The 22,600-nt window shown below is 69.1% G+C and carries 18 protein-coding genes; 11 read left to right on the forward strand and 7 right to left on the reverse strand.

What is annotated here, in order from left to right; translation table 11 throughout:
* The first annotated feature begins 69 nt into the window (after window positions 1-69).
* The 6 genes from H7I57_RS06710 to H7I57_RS06735 all read left to right on the forward strand — a co-directional run bounded on the left by H7I57_RS06710 (window position 70) and on the right by H7I57_RS06735 (window position 7,127).
* Window positions 70-1,059 carry a helix-turn-helix transcriptional regulator gene (locus H7I57_RS06710; protein ID WP_264022589.1) on the forward strand — a complete coding sequence of 330 codons (990 nt, stop codon included), beginning with the start codon at window positions 70-72 and terminating at the stop codon, window positions 1,057-1,059.
* Between the two features lie 156 nt (window positions 1,060-1,215).
* Complete coding sequence (locus H7I57_RS06715) at window positions 1,216-2,199, forward strand: helix-turn-helix transcriptional regulator (protein WP_264022590.1); 984 nt, start codon at window positions 1,216-1,218, stop codon at window positions 2,197-2,199.
* A 30-nt stretch (window positions 2,200-2,229) separates the two neighbouring features.
* Window positions 2,230-2,487, forward strand: coding sequence for a Sec-independent protein translocase subunit TatA (gene tatA, locus H7I57_RS06720; protein ID WP_264022591.1), 258 nt, complete (start codon window positions 2,230-2,232; stop codon window positions 2,485-2,487).
* A 77-nt stretch (window positions 2,488-2,564) separates the two neighbouring features.
* Window positions 2,565-3,515 (forward strand): twin-arginine translocase subunit TatC, encoded by a 951-nt coding sequence (gene tatC, locus H7I57_RS06725; RefSeq protein WP_264022592.1) that lies wholly within the window; start codon window positions 2,565-2,567, stop codon window positions 3,513-3,515.
* The gene (locus H7I57_RS06730; protein ID WP_264022593.1) at window positions 3,499-6,273 is read left to right on the forward strand and encodes a DEAD/DEAH box helicase; all 2,775 of its coding nucleotides are present in this window, start codon (window positions 3,499-3,501) and stop codon (window positions 6,271-6,273) included. The genes tatC and H7I57_RS06730 overlap by 17 nt, the downstream gene beginning before the upstream one ends.
* A gap of 56 nt (window positions 6,274-6,329) precedes the next feature.
* Window positions 6,330-7,127, forward strand: a complete 798-nt coding sequence (locus H7I57_RS06735; RefSeq protein ID WP_264022594.1) for a DUF4333 domain-containing protein — start codon at window positions 6,330-6,332, stop codon at window positions 7,125-7,127.
* A 1-nt stretch (window position 7,128) separates the two neighbouring features.
* Here H7I57_RS06735 and H7I57_RS06740 read toward each other — a convergent pair whose 3' ends face one another.
* On the reverse strand, window positions 7,129-8,088 hold the full coding sequence (locus H7I57_RS06740; protein ID WP_264022595.1) for a 5'-3' exonuclease: 960 nt from the start codon (window positions 8,086-8,088) through the stop codon (window positions 7,129-7,131).
* A 123-nt stretch (window positions 8,089-8,211) separates the two neighbouring features.
* Here H7I57_RS06740 and H7I57_RS06745 point away from each other — a divergent pair, with 123 nt between their 5' ends.
* Window positions 8,212-9,375, forward strand: coding sequence for a M24 family metallopeptidase (locus H7I57_RS06745; RefSeq protein ID WP_264022596.1), 1,164 nt, complete (start codon window positions 8,212-8,214; stop codon window positions 9,373-9,375).
* A gap of 4 nt (window positions 9,376-9,379) precedes the next feature.
* Here H7I57_RS06745 and H7I57_RS06750 read toward each other — a convergent pair whose 3' ends face one another.
* Window positions 9,380-9,805, reverse strand: a complete 426-nt coding sequence (locus H7I57_RS06750; protein WP_264022597.1) for a F420-dependent biliverdin reductase — start codon at window positions 9,803-9,805, stop codon at window positions 9,380-9,382.
* A 35-nt stretch (window positions 9,806-9,840) separates the two neighbouring features.
* On the opposite strand from H7I57_RS06750, the gene dprE2 reads away from it, so the two are divergent.
* Window positions 9,841-10,590 (forward strand): decaprenylphospho-beta-D-erythro-pentofuranosid-2-ulose 2-reductase, encoded by a 750-nt coding sequence (dprE2, locus tag H7I57_RS06755; RefSeq protein ID WP_264022598.1) that lies wholly within the window; start codon window positions 9,841-9,843, stop codon window positions 10,588-10,590.
* The gene (gene cbiE, locus H7I57_RS06760; protein WP_264022599.1) at window positions 10,587-11,777 is read left to right on the forward strand and encodes a precorrin-6y C5,15-methyltransferase (decarboxylating) subunit CbiE; all 1,191 of its coding nucleotides are present in this window, start codon (window positions 10,587-10,589) and stop codon (window positions 11,775-11,777) included. The genes dprE2 and cbiE overlap by 4 nt, the downstream gene beginning before the upstream one ends.
* Here the strand turns inward: cbiE and H7I57_RS06765 are convergent.
* The 5 genes from H7I57_RS06765 to cobG form a co-directional block, all read right to left on the reverse strand.
* Complete coding sequence (locus tag H7I57_RS06765; RefSeq protein WP_264022601.1) at window positions 11,755-12,828, reverse strand: phosphotransferase family protein; 1,074 nt, start codon at window positions 12,826-12,828, stop codon at window positions 11,755-11,757. The genes cbiE and H7I57_RS06765 overlap by 23 nt on opposite strands.
* The gene (locus tag H7I57_RS06770) at window positions 12,825-13,511 is read right to left on the reverse strand and encodes a TetR/AcrR family transcriptional regulator (RefSeq protein ID WP_372510134.1); all 687 of its coding nucleotides are present in this window, start codon (window positions 13,509-13,511) and stop codon (window positions 12,825-12,827) included. Before H7I57_RS06770 ends, H7I57_RS06765 begins: the two co-directional genes overlap by 4 nt.
* Window positions 13,512-13,617: 106 nt before the next feature.
* Window positions 13,618-15,111 carry a precorrin-2 C(20)-methyltransferase gene (locus H7I57_RS06775; RefSeq protein ID WP_264022603.1) on the reverse strand — a complete coding sequence of 498 codons (1,494 nt, stop codon included), beginning with the start codon at window positions 15,109-15,111 and terminating at the stop codon, window positions 13,618-13,620.
* Entirely contained in the window at window positions 15,108-15,734 is a 627-nt protein-coding gene (locus H7I57_RS06780) for a precorrin-8X methylmutase (protein ID WP_264022604.1), read from the reverse strand. The genes H7I57_RS06775 and H7I57_RS06780 overlap by 4 nt, the downstream gene beginning before the upstream one ends.
* A gap of 9 nt (window positions 15,735-15,743) precedes the next feature.
* Window positions 15,744-16,901, reverse strand: a complete 1,158-nt coding sequence (cobG, locus tag H7I57_RS06785; protein ID WP_264022605.1) for a precorrin-3B synthase — start codon at window positions 16,899-16,901, stop codon at window positions 15,744-15,746.
* Between the two features lie 156 nt (window positions 16,902-17,057).
* Between cobG and H7I57_RS06790 the strand changes: the two genes are divergently transcribed.
* Both H7I57_RS06790 and cobN read left to right on the forward strand, forming a co-directional pair.
* Entirely contained in the window at window positions 17,058-18,539 is a 1,482-nt protein-coding gene (locus tag H7I57_RS06790) for a flavin-containing monooxygenase (protein ID WP_264022606.1), read from the forward strand.
* 308 nt (window positions 18,540-18,847) lie between these two features.
* Window positions 18,848-22,453, forward strand: a complete 3,606-nt coding sequence (gene cobN, locus H7I57_RS06795) for a cobaltochelatase subunit CobN (protein WP_372510135.1) — start codon at window positions 18,848-18,850, stop codon at window positions 22,451-22,453.
* Window positions 22,454-22,600: the final 147 nt, after the last annotated feature.

Here is a 22,600-nt window from a genome sequence, read left to right on the forward strand (position 1 = left end):
TTGAAATCCTGTCAGACGCGCGGCAGCGGCCGTCAAACGGGATCGCCGCCGCCCCTTAAGCTCTAAGCCGTGGCGATCTCGAAAGTCGAACGGCTGATGAACCTCGTCATCGCGCTGCTGTCCACGCGGACGTTCATCACCGCCGACCGGATCCGCGAGACCGTCTACGGATACTCCGAGAACGCCAGCGACGAGGCGTTCTCGCGGATGTTCGAGCGCGACAAGAACGAGCTGCGCGACCTGGGCATTCCGCTGGAGACCGGCCGTGTTTCGCAGACCGACCCGACCGAGGGATACCGCATCAGCCGCGAGGCGTACGCACTGCCCGCGGTCGAGCTGACCGCCGACGAGGCGGCCGCGGTGGCGGTGGCCACGCAGCTGTGGGAATCACCCGAGCTCATCACCGCGACCCAGGGTGCGCTGCTGAAGCTGCGCGCCGCCGGGGTCGACGTGGACGCGCCCGACGGCGACGTGACCATCACCTCGACCGCCGCTCTCCCCGGACTGCGCGGTTCGGAGGAGGTTCTCGGAATCCTGTTGGCTGCCATCGACTCCGGCCACGCCGTACAGTTCCCGCACCGGCCGTCGCGCACCGAACCGTACGTCACCCGCACCGTCGAGCCGTGGGGCGTGGTCACCGACCGCGGCCGCTGGTACCTGGTGGGCCACGACCGCGACCGCGACGCTGTCCGCACCTTCCGGCTCTCGCGGATCGGCGCGGAGGTGACACCGATCGGGGAGTCCGGTGCGGTCAGCAGGCCCGCGGGTTTGAACCTTCGCGAGATCGTCGACCGGGTGGTCGGCGACTGGCCTGCGGCCGGGCAGGCCAAAGTGTGGGTTGCCGAAGGACGGGCGACCGCCTTGCGTCGCCGGGCCACGGCCGCGGGTCCACGGACCCTCGCCGGTCGCCCCGGGGAGGAGATCGATCTGGACATCGACATGTTCGACCGGGTGGCGCGCGAGATCGCCAGCTACGGAGCCGACGCGGTGGCACTCGAGCCGGCGTCGCTGCGGGAGGACGTCATCGCGCGGCTGGAAGCACAGGCAGGCCGCGCATGACGGGCCAGCGAGTAGCGAAGGCGGATCGCGCATGACGGGCCAGCGAGTAGCGAAGGCGGATCGCGCATGACGGGCCAGCGAGTAGCGTGACGGGCCAGCGAGTAGCGAAGGCGGATCGCGCATGACGGGCCAGCGAGTAGCGAAGGCGGATCGCGCATGACTCCAGTGAGCACGCGGCTGGTGCGGCTGCTGAACATGGTGCCCTACTTCCAGGCCAACCCGAGGATCACCTACGCGGAGGCAGCTGCGGATCTGGGGGTCAGCGTCAACCAGCTGCGCGACGACCTCAACCAGCTGTGGATGTGCGGTCTACCCGGATACGGGCCGGGCGACCTGATCGACTTCGAGTTCTCCGGCGACACCATCGAGGTCACGTTCACCGCAGGCATCGACCGTCCGCTCAGGCTGACCTCGCCGGAGGCGACCGGTGTGCTGGTGGCCCTGCGCGCGCTGCTCGACGTGCCGGGGATGGTGGACCCGGAGGCGGCCCGCAGCGCGATCGCCAAGATCGAATCCGCAACCGGCAAGGCCGGCCACGGCATGGAGGGCGGGGCCGTCGACGAGCCCGCGCCGGCCGAGAGCGAGGCCGCCGCCGCGGTACGGACCGCGGTGCGCACCGACCGTGCCCTGGCCATCGATTACTACTCCGCGTCACACGATGCGCTGTCCAGTCGCGTGGTCGACCCGATCCGGGTCGTCCTGGTCGCCGACCACAGCTATCTGGAGGCGTGGTGCCGGACTGCCGAGGGCGTGCGGCTGTTCCGGCTCGACCGGATCGTCGACGCGAGGGTGCTCGACGAACCCTCGGTGCCGCCGCCGCCCGCGGTGCAGGCCGGTCCGGACACCTCGCTGTTCGATCCCGACACCGCCGACCCGTCCCTGCCCACCGCGACGCTGATCGTGGAGCGTTCGGCAGCATGGATGTTCGACTACTACCCGCTGCGGGTGGTGCGCGAGTTCCCCGACGGCTCGTGCGAGGCGACGATGACCTACGCGTCTGACCAGTGGATGGCCCGCTTCGTCCTGGGGTTCGGCTCGGCCGTGCGGGTGCGCGAGCCCGAGCAGTTGGCCGATCGTGTCCGGCAGGCCGCTGTCGCCGCGCTCGACGCCTATCGGGTCGGGACGTCGCAGAACGAGTAGACTCGGCGCAGACGTCTGGAGGTAACCAAATTGGGTGGTCTACAACCCTGGCACTGGGTCATCGTCATCGCTGTGTTCGTGCTGCTCTTCGGTGCCAAGAAGCTCCCGGACGCAGCGCGCTCCCTGGGTAAGTCGATGCGCATCTTCAAGTCCGAGATCAAGGAGATGCAGGCCGACTCCAAGTCGGACGCGCCGACCCAGATCGCGTCGGAGCGGGTCTCGGACCCCGCCGATGGGCCCGCCACGCAGGCGTCCGCCGAACCATCGTCGGACAAGCGCCCGGCCTGACCCGTTCATCTCGCGATTCGCGGGCGCCGCGCCCGCGTCGCGATTTCGCGCGTCTGAGCATCACCTAGGCAGCCTCCGTGCAGATACCCGGATTCCTCAAGAAGCTCGACCCTCGTCGACGACGGTCACGGGTCAATCCCGACGGCACGATGTCGTTGGTCGAGCACCTCACCGAACTGCGCGGCAGGCTGCTGATGGCCACGTTCGCCGTGGTGTTGACGACGATCCTCGGGTTCCTCTGGTACACCCACGGGGTTTTCGGAATGCCGAGCCTGGGGGATTGGCTGCGCGGCCCGTACTGCGCGTTACCGGAGTCGGCACGCGCGACCATCGCCCCCGACGGTCAGTGTCGACTGCTGGCCACCGCGCCGTTCGACCAGTTCATGTTGCGGCTGAAGGTCGCTCTGACGGCGGGCATCGTGCTGGCCTGCCCGGTGTGGCTGTACCAGCTGTGGGCGTTCATCACCCCGGGGCTCTACAACAAGGAACGCCGCTTCGCCGTGGTGTTCGTAGGGCTGGGCGCGACGCTGTTCATCGCGGGCGCCGTCCTCGCCTACGTGGTGCTGTCGAAGGCCCTCGAGTTCCTGCTCACCGTCGGCAGCGATGTGCAGGTGACGGCGCTGTCCGGTGACCAGTACTTCGGCTTTCTGATCAACCTGCTGCTGGTGTTCGGTATCAGCTTCGAGTTCCCGCTGCTGATCATCATGTTGAACCTCGTCGGTGTCCTCACCTACGAGCGGCTCAAGGCGTGGCGCCGGGGTCTGATCATGGGGCTGTTCATCTTCTGCGCGTTCGCCACGCCCGGCTCGGACCCGTTCTCGATGCTGGCACTGGCGCTGGCGCTGACCCTGCTCCTGGAGATGGCTATTCAGGTCGCGCGATTCAACGACAGCCGCAAGGCGCGGCGCGCCCGGCTGGCCGAGCTTTCCGACGACGAGGCGGCACCGATCGACCCGGCCGATCCCCTCGAGGCGTCATCGGCCGTGCCCACTCCGTCGCGGGTCGTGGTCGATGACGACGCCACCTGAGCCACCTGAGTCGCAGGGACCCGCCCTCGACGAGGTCACCGCGTTCGCCTCGCAGTTGCCGTTCACGCTGGACGCCTTCCAGCGCCGCGCGTGTGAGGCGCTGGCTCAGGGCCACGGGGTGCTGGTGTGCGCACCGACCGGTGCGGGCAAGACCATCGTCGGTGAGTTCGCCGTGCACCTTGCGCTCGCCGCCGGCCGAAAGTGCTTCTACACCACACCGATCAAGGCGCTGAGCAACCAGAAACACAGCGACCTGGTGCGTCGGTACGGGCCGCAGCGCATCGGCCTGCTCACCGGCGACCAGGCCATCAACGGCGACGCCGACGTCGTGGTGATGACCACCGAGGTCCTTCGCAACATGCTCTACGCGGATTCCCGTGCACTGCAAGGGCTTTCCTACGTCGTGATGGACGAAGTGCACTTCCTGGCCGATCGTATGCGCGGTGCGGTCTGGGAGGAGGTGATCCTGCACCTGTCCGACGACGTTCGTCTGGTGAGCCTGTCGGCGACCGTGAGCAACGCCGAGGAGTTCGGTGGCTGGATCAAGGCCGTCCGCGGCGACACGACGGTGGTGGTCGACGAGCACCGACCGGTGCCGCTGTGGCAGCACGTCATGGTCGGGAAACGACTGCTCGACCTGTTCGACTACCGGGCCTCCGGCCCCGCCAAGCCCGGGCGGGACCTGCTGGTGGACCCGGAACTGTTGCGCCACATCGCACATCGGCGCGAAGCCGACCGGCTGGCCGACTGGCAGCCGCGCGGCCGTAGCCGGTCGGGCAGACCGAGCCTGTACCGCACACCCGGGCGGCCAGAGGTGATCAGCGCCCTCGAGCGCGACGGACTGCTGCCCGCCATCACGTTCATCTTCTCCCGGGCGGGATGCGATGCCGCGGTCAAGCAGTGCCTGCGCTCGTCGCTGAGGTTGACCACCGACGAGGAACGCGGCCGGATCGCCGAGATCGTCGACCGGCGCACCGCCGACCTCAACGACTCCGATCTCGTCGTGCTGGACTTCCACGAGTGGCGCGAGGCGCTGCTTCGCGGCCTGGCCGCGCACCACGCGGGCATGTTGCCGACGTTCCGCCACACGGTGGAGGAGTTGTTCACCGCCGGATTGGTGAAAGCCGTATTCGCCACGGAGACATTGGCGCTGGGCATCAACATGCCTGCCCGCACCGTGGTGCTGGAGCGGCTGGTGAAGTTCAACGGCGAGCAGCACATGCCGCTGACCCCGGGGGAGTACACCCAGCTCACCGGCCGGGCCGGGCGCCGCGGCATCGACGTGGAGGGCCACGCGGTGGTGCTGTGGAATCCCGACGTGGACCCCGCCGAAGTCGCCGGGCTGGCCTCGACACGGACGTTCCCGCTGCGCAGCTCGTTCGCGCCGACCTACAACATGACGATCAACCTGGTGCACCAGATGGGGCCGGAACAGGCGCACCAGCTGCTGGAACGGTCCTTCGCGCAGTACCAGGCCGACCGGTCGGTGGTCGGACTGGTGCGCGGGGTCGAACGTGGCGAACGGCTGCTCGGCGAGCTGGCCGGCGAGCTCGGCGGACGTGACGCGGCGATCCTGGACTATGTCCGCCTGCGGGCGCAGATCTCCGAGCGGGAGCGCGCCCAGTCGCGCGCGTCGCGGCTGCAGCGGCGGCAGGCTTCCAACGACGCGTTGACCGCGCTCCGCCGTGGCGACATCATCGCGATCACCCACGGGCGGCACAGCGGCCTGGCCGTCGTCCTCGAACCCGCGCGCGACGAGGACGATCCGCGACCGCTCGTGCTGTCCGAACACCGGTGGGCGGGCCGGATCTCGTCGGCGGACTACCCGGGTGCCTCGGGTCCGATGGGCACCATGGCGCTGCCCAAACGGGTCGAGCATCGCAATCCGCGGGCCAGGCGCGATCTGGCGTCGGCGTTGCGATCGGCCGCCGCGGGCAAGGATCTTCCGTCGGGGCGGGGCCGCAGAAGCGGCCCGCCGGCCGAGCGGGACACCGACCCTGAGTTGGGGCCACTGCGCGACCGGATGCGTGCCCATCGTGCCCATCAGCTACCCGACCGGGAAGAGAGGGTGCGCGTCGCCGAGCGCTATCTGAAGATCGAACGCGACAACGAGCAACTGCGTAAGAAGATCTCCGCGGCGACGAACTCGCTGGCCCAGACGTTCGACCGCATCGTGGTGCTGCTCAGCGAGCGCGGGTTCATCGACTCCGGCGGCGACACGCCCGCGGTGACCGATGATGGCAGGCTGCTGGCCCGCATCTACAGCGAAAGCGACCTGCTGGTCGCCGAGTGCCTGCGCACCGGCGTATGGGAGGGGCTCGACGCGGCCGAGCTGGCCGCGGCCCTGTCATCGGTGCTCTACGAGTCGCGCCGCGACGGAGCCGGCGCAGGCGATGGTTCCGATGTGCCGACGGGCAGACTGCGCCGCGCGCTGAATCAGACCCGCCGGTTGTGGACGGAGCTGCGCGCCGACGAGCAGCGGCACCGGATCACGCAGAGCCGCGAACCCGACGACGGCTTCGTCGCCGCGATTCACCGTTGGGCGAGCACGGGGGATCTGTCCTCGGCGTTGGCCGCGTCCGACACCGCAGGCAACGGATCCTCGATGTCGGCAGGCGACTTCGTCAGGTGGTGCCGTCAAGTGCTGGACTTGGCCGATCAGGTCCGCAACGCTGCTCCGTCACCGCAATTGCGGGCCACCGCGAAACGCGCAATCAACGACGTTCGGCGCGGCGTCGTAGCTGTTGATGCGGGGTAGGGTGTGGCCAGCAGGCCAGAAACCGGCATATCAGCCGCGGACGACCAAGGAGAGAAATGAGCGGACCGCAGGGATCTGACCCGACGCAACCATGGCAGGGTCAGCAGCCTGGGCCCGGCGCAGACCAGCCGGCGGCCGAACAGGCCGGCAATCAGGGGTGGCAACCGCCCTCGGGATCTGAGCAGCCGCAATCCCCGGGAGGTGAGCAGCCGCAGTCGTGGCAGCCGCCCGCCTACACGCCGCAGCAGTATCCGCAGTACCAGCAGCCGACTGCGCAGCCGCCGACCTACGCTCCGCAGCAGTATCCGCAGGGCGAGCAGTACGGCCAGCAGCCGACCGAGTACAACCCCGCCGCGTACCCGCCGCCGGGACAGTACGGACAGCCGGGACAGTACGGCCAGCAGTACGGTCAGCCGGGATACGGCCAACAACCGGGCCAGTACGGTCAGCAGCCGGGTCAGTACGGCCAGTACCCGCAGGGGGGCTACCCCGGCCCAGGTTCGGAGGAAGGCTCGAAGCGTTCGTTGGCCGTCGTCGGCGCTGTGATCGGCCTGCTCGCCGCGGTGATCGTCGCCGTGGTCCTCGTGCTCGGCTTCTGGAAGCCCGGGTTCTTCGTGACGACGAAACTGGACGTCGACGCGGCCCAGACCGGTGTCCAGCAGATCCTCACCGACGAAACCAACGGATACGGCGCCAAGAACGTCAATGACGTCCGTTGCAACAACGGAGTCAGCCCCACGGTCAAGAAGGGCGACACCTTCAACTGCGAGGTCAGCATCGACGGCACCAAGCGCCAGGTGACGGTGACGTTCCAGGACGACAGCGGCACCTACGAGGTCGGCCGCCCGAAGTAGGTCAACCGGGCAGGCTGTCGAGCGCCTTCTGCAGCCGCCCGATCGACGACGACACGCCGTAGCGCTGCGCGAGTTCGGCGACCTTGCGCGGATGCTCGGCGGCCAGAGGCAGCGCATCGGTCTTGGTGGACATGGTGACGGCGGCGTCGATCGCTACCTTCACCACCGGGCCTGCCCTGTCGATGTAGTCGGTGGCGGACAACAGCTTGGTGCGGTGCGCCTTGGCGAGCCTGGATTTCGGATCGTGGGCGGCGGCCAGGATCTGCTCGAGCGATCCGTGCTGTGCCAGCAGCGTGGCCGCGGTCTTTTCCCCGATTCCCGACACGCCGGGCAAGCCGTCGGAGGGGTCGCCGCGCAGCAGCGCCAATTCCGCGTACGCGGGCCCCGCCCGATCGACGGGCACCGCGTAATTCTCGGCCACCTCGCGCGGCCCGTACTTCGTCGCCTTGGCCAGGCCGCGGCCGAGATAGAGCACCCGCACCGCGACCGGCTCATCGCGGACCAGCTGTAACAGGTCGCGGTCTCCGCTGACGACCACCACGGGGTCACGGCGTTCCCGGTCGGCGAGCGTGCCCAACACGTCGTCGGCCTCGGCCTCGGGTGCCCCCGCCGTCGCGATACCGAACGCGTCGAGGATTTCCATGATCATGTCGACCTGCGGGGTCAGCTCGTCGGGCACCTCCTCGATGTCGGGCTCACCCGCGGGGTTCTCTTCTGCGACACGGTGTGCCTTGTAGGACGGGATCAGGTCGACGCGCCACTGCGGACGCCAGTCGTCGTCTCGGCACACCACGAGCCGGTGAGGTCGCTCGCGGGTGATCAGCGTTGCCACGGCGTCGAGGAAACCCCGCAGCGCGTTGACCGGCCGGCCGTCCGGCGCGGTGATCGACGACGGAATCCCGAAGTAGGAGCGAAACCACATGCTGGCGCCGTCGAGGAGGAGCACAGGGGGGTTACTCATGCGCGTCATCCTGCCAGGCACCGTTTCCGCGCGAGCAGACAGAAAGTCGCGCAGTTCTGCGGCGTGTCGTGCGACTCTGTGTCTGCTCGCGCAGCCGACCCGGCCACGATTAGCCTGAACGCCATGACCGAAGGACGTTTCAGCTCCGATGTGTACGCCCGGCGCATGGCCGCGGCCGGGCGCGCTGCCGCCGACGCCGGCCTTGCGGGCCTGGTCATCACCCCCGGCTATGACCTGCGGTATCTGCTGGGGTCGCGCGCGCAGACCTTCGAACGGCTGACCGCGCTGGTGCTGCCGGTGAACGGCGACCCGACGATCGTGGTGCCGCGCCTGGAGCTCGCGTCACTCAAGGACTCCGCGGTGCCCGAACTCGGTGTCGCCGTTCGAGACTGGGTCGACGGCGAGGATCCGTACCGAATCGTGGTGGGGGCTTTGGGCGGAACACCCGTGGCGACGGGGCCGTCTGGACGGCTCGCCGTCGCGGTCACCGACGCGATGCCCGCGCTGCATCTGTTGCCGCTGACCGACGTGCTCGGGGTGCTGCCGGTGCTGGCGACCGACGTGCTGCGCACCCTGCGGATGGTCAAGGATCCCGCGGAGGTCGACGTGTTGCGCAAGGCGGGCGCAGCGATCGACCGCGTGCACGCGCGGGTTCCTGAGTTCCTCGCACCTGGGCGAACCGAGGCCGACGTCGCCGCGGACATCGCCGAAGCGATTGTCGCCGAAGGGCATTCGGAGGTGGCGTTCATCATCGTCGGCTCGGGCCCGCATGGTGCCGACCCTCACCACGAGTGCTCCGACCGCGAGCTGCGCGCCGGCGACATCGTCGTCGTCGACATCGGCGGTCCCTACGACCCCGGCTACAACTCCGACTCCACCCGCACCTACAGCCTCGGCGAACCCGACCCCGAGGTCGCCCGCCGGTACGCGGTGCTGCAGCGTGCCCAGCGCGCGGCGGTCGATGCGGTGCGGCCCGGCGTCACCGCCGAACAGGTCGACGCCGCCGCGCGCGACGTGCTCGCCGCGGAGGGTCTGGCGGACGCGTTCGTGCACCGCACCGGTCACGGAATCGGGTTGTCCGTTCACGAGGAGCCCTACATCGTCGCAGGCAACTCGCTGCCTCTGCAGGAAGGGATGGCGTTCTCGGTGGAGCCGGGCATCTACTTCGCCGGGGAGTGGGGCGCCCGCATCGAGGACATTGTGATCGTCACCGCCGACGGGGCGTTGTCGGTGAACAACCGCCCGCACGAACTCGTCGTGGTGCCGGTCGGGTCCGGCGCGGCCTGAAGACTCAGTCCTCGCCGCGGTCCAGCAGATCCGACGAACCCAGCACCCGCTCGACACGCACCTCGATCACCACACGTTTCGGGTTGGGTCGTGGCGTGCGGTAGCGCTGGGCGTACCGCAGTTCGGCGTCGCGAACGGCGTCGATGTCGGTGTGGACGACGGCCTTGCCCTCCAGGGAAAGCCACCGCGCGCCGTCGACCTGGCTGAGCACGGCGACACCGCGCTGGTCGGCGTTGACCGCCTTCTGGGAGCCCCCCGTGGTGATGACCCTGGCGATGTGGGTCTTGGGATCGAAGGTGAACCCGACAGCCACCACATGCGGGGATTGGTCCGACCGGAGCGTGGTCAGCATCGCCAGGTGGCGCTCGGTCAGGAACGCCAGTGCATCGTTGGTGAGCTTCGTGGTTGCCTTGCGACCCGATGTAGCCATCGGTGACCACGCTAGCGCAGGACATAATCACAACCGTGAAGGACACGATGGCAGGTCCGCTCGTCGTTTTCGGCGGCCGCAGCGAGATCGGGACCGAGGTGGCGCGGCGGCTGGCCGCCGGTGCCATCGTCGTGCTGGCGGCACGCCGACCCGACGACCTCGAGGAGCAGATCACCGCTGTCGAGCAGGCGGGAGCCGCTGCCGTCCACACCGTGCACTTCGACGCCGACGACCTGACGTCGCACCGCGCCGTCGTCGACGCGATCATCGCGGAGCACGGACCGATCCGCACCGCGGTGCTGACCTTCGGCGTGCTCGGGGACCAGGCGCGGGCCGAAACCGATGCCGGCCACGCGGTCGCCATCGCGCACACCGACTACGTGGCGCAGGTCAGCCTGCTGACCGTGCTGGCGGATTCGATGCGCCGGGCCGGCGGTGGAGAGCTGGTCACCTTTTCCTCGATCGCCGGGGTGCGGGTGCGCCGCGCCAACTATGTGTACGGGTCGGCCAAGGCCGGCCTGGACGGCTTCTGCCGTGGGCTCTCCGATGCCCTGCACGGATCCGGTGTGCGGCTGTTGGTAGTCCGCCCGGGTTTCGTGATCGGGCGGATGACCGAAGGGATGGCACCCGCTCCGTTCTCCAGCACCCCGGCCCAGGTGGCGTCGGCGACGGTGCAGGCACTGGCCAAGGGGCGGCGCACGGTGTGGGTGCCCTGGCAGGTCGGGGTCATCGCAGCGGTGTTCCGGATCCTGCCCGGGCCGATCTGGCGGCGGTTGCCGCGATGATCGTCGTGGTCGGCATCGGCGCCGACGGCATGGCCGGGCTGTCGCCGGCGTCGCGGGCCGAACTCGAGAGGGCGACCGTGGTCTACGGATCGCCACGCCAACTCGACCTGCTCGACCAGAGCGTGTCCGCGCCCAGGCGGCCGTGGCCGTCGCCGATGATGCCTGCGCTGCGCACTCTCCTCGACGACGCCGACGGCGACGTGCACGTGGTGGCCAGCGGCGACCCGCTGATGCACGGGGTCGGCAGCACCCTCATCCGGCTCCACGGCCAGGACAGGGTCGCAGTGCTGCCGCATGTGTCGTCGGTGACGCTGGCCTGCTCGCGGGTCGGCTGGACGGTGCAGGACACCGAAGTCATCAGCCTGGTCACCGCGGAGCCGTTCACGGCGGTACGGCGCGGTGGGCAGGCCGTGGTGTTGTCCCGTGACCGGTCGAGTCCTGCCGCACTGGCGCGGTTGCTGACCGACACCGGGCGCGGTGACTCCGAGCTGACCGTGCTCGAACAGCTCGGGGGGCCAAGGGAGTTGCGCCGATCGTCCACCGCGCGGGAGTGGGCAGTCCGACCGCCGGGCGAGGTGGACGACCTCAACGTGATGGCCGTGCGGTACCTGCCCGACGAGCGCCGCTGCGCGACGCTTCCCGACGACATGCTCGCCCACGACGGACAGATCACCAAGCAGGCGATGCGCGCGGTCACGCTCGCGGCGCTGGCGCCGCGGCCGGGCGAGCATCTGTGGGACGTCGGCGCCGGCTCGGGAAGCATCGCCGTCGAGTGGTGTCGTAGCGGATCCGGTTGTCGCGCTACCGCATTCGAACGCGACGAGGCGCGCCGTGCCCGCATCTCCGCCAACGCGATCGCATTCGGCGTACCGGTCGAGGTGAGGCCGGGCGCGCCGGACTCCTTCGATGTCGCGCCACCACCGGCTGCGATCTTCGTCGGGGGTGGGGTCAGCCAACCCGGCCTGATGGAGGCGTGCTGGGACAGGCTCCCGGCGGGTGGTCGGCTGGTCGCCAACGCGGTGACAGTGGAGTCCGAAGCTGTTCTCGCACAGTGGTATTCGCGTGTCGGCGGCGACCTCCGGCGGTTCCAGCACTACCGCGGCGAGGCGGTCGGCACGTTCACCGGATGGCGGCCCGCGATGCCGGTGACCCAGTGGTCGGTGATCAAGCCGCCTGGTATGACCTGATCAGTTCGATGGCTTCGAGCTCGCGGATGGCGCGGCAGCCGCGGTGCAGCATGGTCAGTATCATCTCGTCGCCGCGCTCGGTGGATGCGGCGAAAGCGAACCCCAACGTGGTGATCAGCGGCGCTTGCAGGACGCCGAGACGGTAGTCGTTCCAGCAGGTTTCGGCGTCGTAGTCGGTGACGCCGTAGGCGATGAGCGCCGTGTGGTAGCGCTCGACCAGGTCACGCTCGACCGTGGGGCGGATCTCGGGCAGCAGGCTCGTGGCGGTGAAGTACGCCAGGTCGCGGGTGGGCAGACCGAGGCCGACGGTCTGCCAGTCGACCACGGTGACCCGGGTGCGATCGGGGTCGAACAGCAGGTTGTCGAGGCGGTAGTCGCCGTGCATGAGCGAGAACCGGTCCGGCTCGGCGAGCAGCCACGGCGCCACCAGGCTCATCGCGGTGGTCAGGGTCTCGCGGTCCTCGTCGCTGACCGACCCGCCGAGTTTGTCGAGGGTGATGTCGGCGGCCATGATCGCGACGTCACCGAGCCCCTTGGCCGCCTCCGCGTCGCCCGGCTTGGGCATGACGATCGACGGCAGGTCGAACCAGCGCCGGTCGCCCCAGCTGGGGCCGTGCAACCCGGCCAGCGCCTCGACGGCCAGCGCCGCCTCGGCCGGGCTGCACCCGGCGATCTGATCTCCCTGAACCGCCGGCGCGAGATCGGCGAGGAGGAGCACGAAATCGGCTCCATCGGAGGAGATCTCGCTGTGGAAGCAGCCCGGCACCGGTATCGCCACATTGTTCGTGATCGCTGAATAGAAGTCCACCTCGGAGAGGTATCCGAGCGCTACCCGCTCGCGGACCGCATCGTCCTGGGCGGGCAGCTTGACTGCGAAAGAAGCTGGTGCGCTTGCTGGTTCGGGTCCGTCCGGGTACGTCGCCGTGACCCGGTAGGTGGCGCCGGTCTGTCCGGTGCCGATCGCGGTCACGTCGACGTCTCTGACGGCGGTCCCGAGCACCGATCCCAGCCATACGGGAGTGATGTCCTCGGGGCTGCGGGGGATGGTCATGATGTCGCCCTCTTCTGTTCTTCCGGGGTTCGCCCCGGCCTGGCCGCGTCGACGGTGCCGTAGATGGTGCGCAACCATACGGCCTCGGCGCCCTCGCTCAACTGCTCGCGGGTCAGCGTGCCCCCGAGGGTGTAGCGCTCGAGTAGTCGGTCGTTGAATTCCAGCAGCATGCCGGCGATCACCTCCACCGGCGGACCATCTGGTGCACGCCCGCTGTCACGTTCGGCGGCGATCATCGCCGCGACAGCGGGGACGAACGTTTCGCGGGCGTCGTCCCACAGCTGGCGGATCGCCGGGTTGGAGGCCCGTGCGTCGAGCATCGCCTGCAGCAGGTACCGATGCTGTTCGACCGTGTCGAGCAGTGCCTCGACCATGGCGCGGATCCGCCAGTGCGGTGGCTCGGCGGTGCTGGTGAGGATGTCGCTGGCGACAAAGCCGTCCTCGTACATCGGTTCCAGGAGCGCCGCCACGGCGGCCGCCTTGTTCTCGAAGTAGAAGTAGAAGGCCGATCGGGTGACGCCTGCGCGCTTGGTGACGTCGGCGATGTTGATGCCGTCGAAGCCCGACTCGCGCAGGTGGTGGTCCAGCGATTCGAGGATCGCGGTACGCCGCAGGTCGCTCTTCTGCGGTTGGCGCCGGTCGGTCGGTGACCGTACCGGTAGTCCTCGCTGCACGCGCGACATTAACCCGCAGTTCTGACGACTGTCAACGATGCGCGACACGCGTCAACGGCGATGAGCGCTTGCGCGAAGAGCAGACGACGGCGTGAGCGCTTGCGCGAAGAGCAGATCAGCCCTGTGGGTAGTGGCGCGGGGTGAACACCCGGCCGGGGCTGTCCTCGCCACCGGAGTACCACTGGGTCTGCGAGGAGCCGACGATGAGCAGGCACCGCATGTCGACGTCGCGCTGGTCCAGGTCCGCCAGGCGGACCACCTTGATCGTCTCATCAGGACCCGAGACGTCGCGTCCGATGACGACCGGCGTGCCCGGGTCGCGGTGCTCCAGCAGCAGCTCCTGCATTGCGCCGACCTGCCAGGTCCGCGTCTTCGACGCAGGGTTGTAGATGGCCAGCACCATGTCGGCCGCGGCCGCCGCGGTCAGGCGCGCGGCGATGACGTCCCACGGCTTGAGGCGGTCGGACAACGAGATGACCGCGTAGTCGTGGCCCAGCGGAGCGCCCACCCGGCTCGCCACCGCCTGGGCGGCGGTCATGGCGGGGATCACCCGCACCTCGACACCGGGCCATTGCTTGGCCTCCTCGAGTACCGCGGTGGCCATCGCGAAGACGCCGGGGTCGCCGGAGGACACGACAGCGACCGTGCGGCCCTGCTCGGCCAGCGTGCACGCCAGCCGGGCCCGCGCCGGCTCGTCGCTGTTGTCACTGGGATGCCTGCGCTGACCCTCGCGGGCCCCGACCCGGTCCAGGTAGGGCCCGTAACCGATCAGGTCGGTGGCCGCGGCCAGTTCCCGCCGGCTCTGCGGCGTCATCCAGTCGATGTCACCGGGGCCCAGTCCGACGACCGAGACCGATCCGGTGGGCGCCTCGACGTGCTGGCGCCCCACGAGCATCGCCAGGGCGAAGTAGGGGACCGACGCGTCGTCGACGTCGTCGGCAGCCATCACCCGCTGCCTTGCGGTGCTGGCACGTTCGACGTAGAAGGCGTCGTCCAATCGCCCAGACGCCGAAAGCGCTTTCCGCACAGCGGGGTACGAGCGACCGAGCTTGAGGATGACGGCGGCGTCGGTGTCGGAGAGCCGGCGCTCGAGTTCGTCGGGGGGCAGCGTGCCGGGCAGGATCGTCAGCACCTGATCACCCTGCACCAGCGGAGTGGCCACCGCGGCCGACGCTGCGCTGACCGACGTCACCCCGGGCACGATCACCGCCTCGAACCGCTCGGTCAGGCGGGTGTGCATGTGCATGTAGGAGCTGTAGAACAGGGGATCGCCCTCGGCGAGCAGTGCGACGTCGCGGCCTGCCTCCAGGTGTGCGGCTATCCGCTCGGCGGCCTCACGGTAGAAGTCCTCCATTGCTCCGGCGTAACCGCCTGGGTGGTCGGACACCTCCGTGGTCACCGGGTAGACCAGGTGTTCCTCGATCTGATCGCCTCGCAGGTACGGCTCGGCGATCGAGCGCGCGATGCTGCGGCCGTGGCGCGCACTGTGATAGGCGACCACATCGGCGGACCCGATGATCCTGGCGGCTTTGACCGTCACCAGTTCGGGGTCGCCCGGCCCGAGACCGATACCCCACAGGGTTCCCCTGGTTTCGCCGGCGCCGCTCATTCGCGTTCGGCCGCAATCGCGTTGACCGCGGCGGCCGCCATCGCGCTACCGCCGCGACGACCGGTCACCACCAGATAGGACATGCCGCGCGGGTCGTCGATCAGTTCCTGTTTCGACTGCGCCGAGCCGACGAAGCCGACCGGGCCGCCGAGCACCGCCGCCGGGACGGGGGCACCGTCGTCGATGAGCTCGAGCAGCCGGAACAGCGCGGTCGGGGCATTGCCGATGGCCAGCACCGCGCCGTCGAGCCGGTCGGCCCACAGGTCGACGGCCGCTGCTGAGCGGGTGCTGCCGAGTTCGGCGGCCAGCCCGGGCGCCCTTGCGTCGGCGACCAGGGACACCACCTCGTTGTCGGCAGGCAATCGCGACCGGGTGATCCCCGCGGCGACCATCGACGAGTCGCACAGGATCGGGGCGCCCGCGGCCAGGGCGGTGTGCGCGCGGACGACGACGTCGTCGGTGAACGCGACGTGATCGGCGACGTCGACCTGACCGCAGGTGTGGATCAGCCGGACGACCACCCGGGCGACGTCGACGGGGAACCGGGCAAGATCCGCCTCGTCGCGGATCATCGCGAACGACTGCCGGTAGATCTCGTCGGCGTCGCGGATGTAGTCGAGCACCCGCTCACCCTACGGGTGGGCGTTGGGCGAGCGAAGCGACGGGAGATCGACACTGCGCGGCCGGTAGCCGTCGCCGGTCGCGATCAGGACCTCACCATGGCCGGGGCTCCCGCACGCCCGGTCGCATCCGACGAAGTGACGGTGCCCCGCTGGGTTCGCGGCCGGGTCGGCGACGGCCGCCGCGGCATCGGCGCGGACATCGGCCACCGACCGCTCACAACCGGGCATTCCGGCACATGCCGACACAGACAGCCACGGCGAGTTGTCGTCGAAGACCAGTCCGCGAGGGGCCAGGACCCGCAGTGCCAGGTCGGCGGTGCCCTCGTCGAGGTCGAACAGCAGCACCGACCGCCACGGGGTGAGGGCCATCGGCGCCTCCACCGCCGCGAGGTAGCGCGCGGTCTCTGCGTCCAGGACGCCGAGGGGCACGCCGGCTCCCAGCGTGACCCGCCCGTCGGTCTGCTCGATCCAGCCGACGGGGGGTCTGGTCTGTGCCGGCCACGATGCGCCGGGGGGCACCATGGCCTTCAGCGGTCCGAGCAACGCCGACGGATCGTCGAGTTCCTCTACCCGCCAACGCTTTCCGCGAATCATGAGGAACCGGTCGGCGATCGCCAGCAGCTCGGGTATCACCTCGGCGGCGGTCAGCCGCACGCCGGTGTCACGGCCGGCCAGCAGCAGGGCGGCGGTGCATTCATCGAGTGCGTGGACGCCCGTGTCGGCGCCGAGGCCGGAGATGTCGCCGCGACCGTCGTCGATGCCGAACAGGAACCGGCCCGGCAGGCGGCTGAGGCCGGGTTCGTGCTGCACCGCCGAATCCAGGGCGGCGACGAGGCCGCGGACGTCCCAGATGCCGCCGCTGCGGCCGGACAGGGGTGAAGCCACGATGTTGCGGACCCGCTCGTGGGTGGGCGACGGCAGCAACCCGGCACCGGAGAGCCGAGCCGCCACGGCGGCCGTGTCCCGCACCCCGCGAATCTGCAGGTTGCCCCGAGAGGTCAACTCCAGCGTCGAGTTTCCGGAGTCCATGGCGGCCTGCGCCACCGCCTCCAACTGCGCGGCGCTGATCATCCCGCCCGGCAGCCGCAGCCGGGCCAACTCGCCGTCTGCGGCGTGGTGGGTCTGCAGCGCGCCGGGGCAGGCGTCGTCGTCGCGCGCCCTGTTCATCCGTTCACGGTACCCATCGCCGGGGACGCGACGGGCGGCGATCTCCGCTGACGACGGCTGGCGGCCGGTGGCGGCCATCATTGACCCCAGACGCCCGATTCCGCGGTGCCGCCCGCACCGTCGGAGTAACGTGCCTCCAGGTCAGGGGGTCAGCCCATGTCGGTCGAGGGTATCGAGCACACGCAGCCGAGGCGCCGGATCAGCGTCGCGATCATCGGTGCGGGGATGTCGGGACTGTGCATGGCGGTCAAGCTGCAGGACGCCGGCGTCGACGAGTTCACGATCTTCGAGAAGGCCGACGAGGTCGGCGGCACCTGGCGCGACAACACCTATCCTGGCCTGACGTGTGACGTCCCGTCGCGGTACTACACCTATTCGTTCCGGCCCAACCCCGAGTGGTCGCACATGCTGCCGCCGGGGCCCGAGATCCAGCAGTACTTCCGTCAGGTCGCCACCGAGCGCGGCCTCCGGCATCACATCCGGTTCGGCACCGACGTCACCGACGCCACATACCGGGACGGCCGATGGTGGGTCGCCACCGCTGCCGGAGTGGAGGCGTTCGACGTGCTCGTCACCGCCACCGGCATCCTGCGTATTCCGCGCTACCCCGACATCGAGGGCCTGGACACCTTCGCGGGCCCGATGTTCCACTCGTCGCGCTGGGATCACTCGGTCTCTCTGCCCGACAAGCGGATCGGGCTCATCGGGACCGGCTCGACCGGCGTGCAGATCACCGCAGAGCTGGGAGGTGAAGTCCGGCAGCTCAAGGTGTTCCAGCGTTCCGCACAGTGGATCTGTCCGTGGCCGAATCCGGAGGTGTCGGCGCGGACGAGGGCCGCGATGCGCCGCTGGCCGTGGCTCAACAGCTTCGGGTACTGGTTCTGGAGCCGCTTCGTCCGGTCGATCTTCGGTGTGGCGCCGGTGCGTCCGGGCTGGCAACGGTGGCTCTACCAGACGCAGTGCCGGTGGAATCTCCGTCTTTCCGTGCGTGACCGGGAGCTCAAGGCCAAGCTGACGCCCAGGGATCAGCCGATGTGCAAGCGGATGATCTTCGCCGGGCACTACTACCGGGCGGTGCAGAAACCCGGCGTCGACATCGTCACCGACGCGATCGACTGCATCGAGCCGCGCGGGGTGATCACCGCCGACGGCGCGCTGCACGAGGTCGACCTGTTGGTGCTGGCCACCGGTTTCGACGCGCATGCCTACGTGCGGCCGCTGGCGATCACCGGCGAGGACGGTCGCACGCTCGACGAGGTGTGGGCCGACGGGCCCGCCGCATACCGCTCGGTGGCGGTGCCCGGGTTTCCCAACATGTTCATGCTGATGGGTCCGCACGCGCCGGTCGGCAACGACTCGCTCATCCACGTCGCCGAGAACCAGGTTGAGTACGTGATGTGGTGGATCGACCAGTTGCGTGCGGGCCGGATCGTCACCGCCGCACCGACCGAGGCCGCCACCAAGGCCTACAACGACGCGATGAAAGCGGCGATGCCGCAGACGGTCTGGACCACCGGATGCAGCAGCTGGTACCTGGGCAAGGACGGCCTGCCCGAACTGTTCCCGTGGGACGCCGACCACTACAAGGAGTTGATGCGGGCACCGCAGGTGACAGATTTCGAGGTCCGCACCCCCTGATGTGATGCCGATCACACTCAGCACATCCAGTTCTCCCACGCACACAACGAGCCGTTGTGGCGTTACCGGCGGTACCGTTCGCTTACTGAACCCGTGTCAAACAACGGGATCATGAAAGGAACGACGATGTTCGCAATCTTGGTTTTGGCAGCGGTGGTCTTCCTGCTCGTCGCGGCGATGGGGATGCACCAGACCTGGTACGGCCGCTGGCACGGCTGATCCGGCCGTAGCCGCACGGCGGTTCGCGGAAGAGGACCGCCTTTCGGCATATCTGCCTCGGCCAGGTTGGCGATCTCGGGCTGCGCGCCATGGGGTACGAATGGTGCGTGCCCGAAACTCCGAGTGTCCCGACCATCCTGTTGCTGTCGACCTCGGACACCGACCTCATCGCCGCGCGAGCCAGTGGCGCGGCCTACCGCTGGGCGAATCCATCGCGTCTGGTCGAGGGCGAACTCGAGGACCTGCTGAGCGGCGCCGACGTCGCAATCGTCCGGATCCTCGGCGGCTACCGGGCGTGGGAGGAGGGCATCGACGCCGTCGTGGCCAGCGGCGCGCCCACTGTGGTGATCAGCGGTGAGCAGGCCCCCGACGCCGACCTGATGAGCCACTCGACGGTGCCTGCGGGCGTTGCCCTCGAGACGCACGTCTACTTCGCGCAGGGCGGTGTCGAGAACCTGCGTCAGTTGCACGCCTTCCTGTCGGACACGCTGTTGATGACGGGCTTCGGCTTCTCCCGCCCGGCGGCCACCCCGACGTGGGGTGTGCTGGAACGCCAAGGCGCCGCCGCACCGACCGGCCCACGCATCGCGGTGCTGTACTACCGCGCGCAGCATCTGGCAGGCAACACCGAGTACGTCGAGGCGCTCTGCGACGCCATCGAACATGCCGGCGGCGTTCCACTGCCGGTGTACTGTGCGTCGCTGCGCACCGCCGAACCCGAACTGCTCGAATTGCTCGGCACCGCAGGCGCATTGGTGACGACGGTGCTGGCGGCCGGGGGAGCGAACCCCGCCTCGGTCGGCGCGGGCGGCACCGACGACCAATGGAACGTCGCTCACCTTGCCGCGTTGAACGTGCCCATTCTGCAGGGCATGTGCCTGACGAGTTCGCGAGCGCAGTGGCATTCCAATGACGACGGGATGTCGCCGCTCGACGTCGCCACCCAGGTGGCCGTTCCTGAGTTCGACGGTCGCATCGTCACGGTTCCGTTCTCGTTCAAGGAGATCGACGACGAGGGTCTGATCTCCTACGTTCCCGATCGCGAACGTTGCGCTCGAGTCGCCGGGCTGGCCGTGCGGCACGCGCGGCTGCGCGGCATCGCACCCGCCGACAAACGGGTCGCCCTGGTGTTCTCCGCGTATCCGACCAAGCACGCGCGTATCGGCAATGCTGTCGGATTGGATACGCCAGCCAGTGCGGTCGCGCTGCTGCGGGCGATGCGGGAGGCCGGTTACGACATCGGTGAGGTGCCGGGTGTCGACGCCGAGGATGGCGATGCACTGGTGCACGCGCTGATCGAGCGCGGCGGGCAGGACCAGGACTGGCTGAGCGAGGGTCAGCTGGTCGGCAACCCGATCCGGTTGCCCGCCAAGGAGTATCGGGACTGGTTCGCCACGCTGCCCGCCGAGTTGACCGACGCGATGGTCGAGCACTGGGGTCCACCGCCGGGTGAGCTCTTCGTCGATCGCACCCGCGACCCCGAGGGTGAGATCGTCATCGCGGCAATGCTGTCGGGCAACGTCGTGATTCTCGTCCAGCCCCCGCGCGGGTTCGGCGAGAACCCCGTCGCGATCTACCACGACCCGGACCTGCCGCCGAGCCACCACTACCTCGCCGCGTATCGCTGGCTGGACAAGGGTTTCGGCGCCGACGCCGTGGTGCATCTGGGCAAGCACGGAAACCTGGAATGGCTGCCCGGCAAGACGCTCGGCATGTCCGCGGCGTGCGGATCCGACGCCGCCCTCGGCGACCTGCCGTTGATCTACCCGTTCCTGGTCAACGACCCTGGAGAGGGCACGCAGGCGAAGCGCCGTGCGCATGCGGTGCTGGTGGACCATCTCATCCCACCGATGGCACGTGCCGAGACCTACGGCGACATCGCCCGCCTCGAGCAGCTTCTCGACGAACACTCGAACATCGCCGCGCTCGATCCCGGAAAGCTGCCGGCGATCCGTCAGCAGATCTGGACGCTGATGCGGGCCGCGAAGATGGATCACGACCTGGGCCTGGAGGACCGGCCCGACGAGGACGTGTTCGACGACATGCTGCTACATGTCGACGGTTGGCTCTGCGAGATCAAGGACGTTCAGATCCGCGACGGCCTGCACGTGCTGGGCCAGGCGCCGGACGGCTCGGTCGAACTCGACCTGGTGCTGGCGATCCTGCGGGCCCGCCAGTTGTTCGGCGGTGAGCAATCAGTGCCCGGCCTGCGTCAGGCACTCGGCCTCGCCGAGGACGGCACGGACAAACGCGGCGCCGTCGACGTCGCGGAGGAGCAGGCGCGCGGCCTGGTGGCCGCGCTGCAGGAAACCGACTGGGACGCCACGGCTGTCGATCGGATCACCGACAACGCCGACGTCGCCGCCGTCCTGCGGTTCGCCGCCGAGGAGGTCGTGCCGCGGCTACGCCAGACCGACTGCGAGATTACCCAGATTCTGCGGGCGCTCGACGGTGGTTTCATCGCCGCGGGTCCGTCGGGCTCGCCGTTGCGTGGCCTGGTCAACGTGCTTCCCACCGGCCGGAACTTCTACTCCGTCGATCCCAAGGCGGTGCCGTCGCGGCTTGCCTGGGAAACCGGTGTGGCCCTTGCGGATTCGCTACTCGAGCGATACCGCGCTGACCACGGGCAGTGGCCGCAGTCGGTCGGACTATCGGTGTGGGGCACCTCCGCCATGCGGACCGCGGGTGACGACATCGCCGAAGTCCTTGCCCTGCTCGGTGTCCGGCCGGTGTGGGACGACGCGTCGCGACGCGTCGTCGATCTTCAGGCCATGTCACCGGCGGAGCTGGGCAGGCCACGCATCGACGTCACCGTCCGCATCTCCGGTTTCTTCCGCGACGCCTTCCCGCACGTCGTGACCATGCTCGACGACGCGGTCCGGTTGGTCGCCGGCCTGGACGAGCCGGCCGAGCAGAACTACGTCCGCGCGCACAGCGAGGCCGACCTCGCCGAACACGGTGACCAACGCCGGGCCACCACAAGGATCTTCGGCTCCAAGCCCGGCACCTACGGGGCCGGCCTGCTGCAGTTGATCGACAGCCGCAACTGGCGCGACGACGCCGACCTCGCGCAGGTGTACACCGCCTGGGGCGGGTTCGCCTACGGCCGCGGCCTGGACGGCGCCCCGGCCACCGATGAGATGAACAGGGCCTACCGCAGGATCGCGGTCGCCGCCAAGAACACCGACACCCGCGAGCACGACATCGCCGATTCTGACGACTACTTCCAGTATCACGGCGGCATGATCGCCACCGTGCGCGCCCTGACCGGCAAGGACCCGGTCGCCTACATCGGGGACAACACCCGTCCGGACTCGGTGCGTACCCGGACGTTGTCGGAGGAGACCACCCGCGTCTTCCGGGCTCGCGTGGTCAATCCGCGATGGATCAACGCGATGCGCAGGCACGGGTACAAGGGCGCCTTCGAGATGGCCGCGACTGTTGACTACCTCTTCGGCTACGACGCCACCGCGGGCGTGATGGCCGACTGGATGTACGAGCGTCTGGCCGGGGAGTACGTGCTCGACGACGAGAACCGCAAGTTCATGGCCGAGTCGAACCCGTGGGCGTTGCACGGGATGGCCGAGCGCCTGCTCGAGGCGGCAGGCCGGGGGATGTGGGATCAACCTGACCCCGCCACGTTGGACGGCTTGAAGCAGGTCCTGCTGGAGACGGAGGGCGACCTCGAAGGCTGAGCGCCACGTGTCGGCGGGGTGTTCTAGTCTGGTCTCATGTTCGAATGTTTGTGGCGCTCCTAGTGTTCTAGTGGGTGCCTTTTCGCTGTTCAGCGGTTCTTTTGGTTGAGACTCAAGCGTTCTCGGCGTGTTATTGCGCAGATGAGG

Origin of the sequence: Mycolicibacterium pyrenivorans (genome assembly GCF_025821625.1) — a bacterium.
In the GTDB taxonomy this organism is placed as follows: Bacteria; Actinomycetota; Actinomycetes; order Mycobacteriales; family Mycobacteriaceae; genus Mycobacterium; species Mycobacterium pyrenivorans.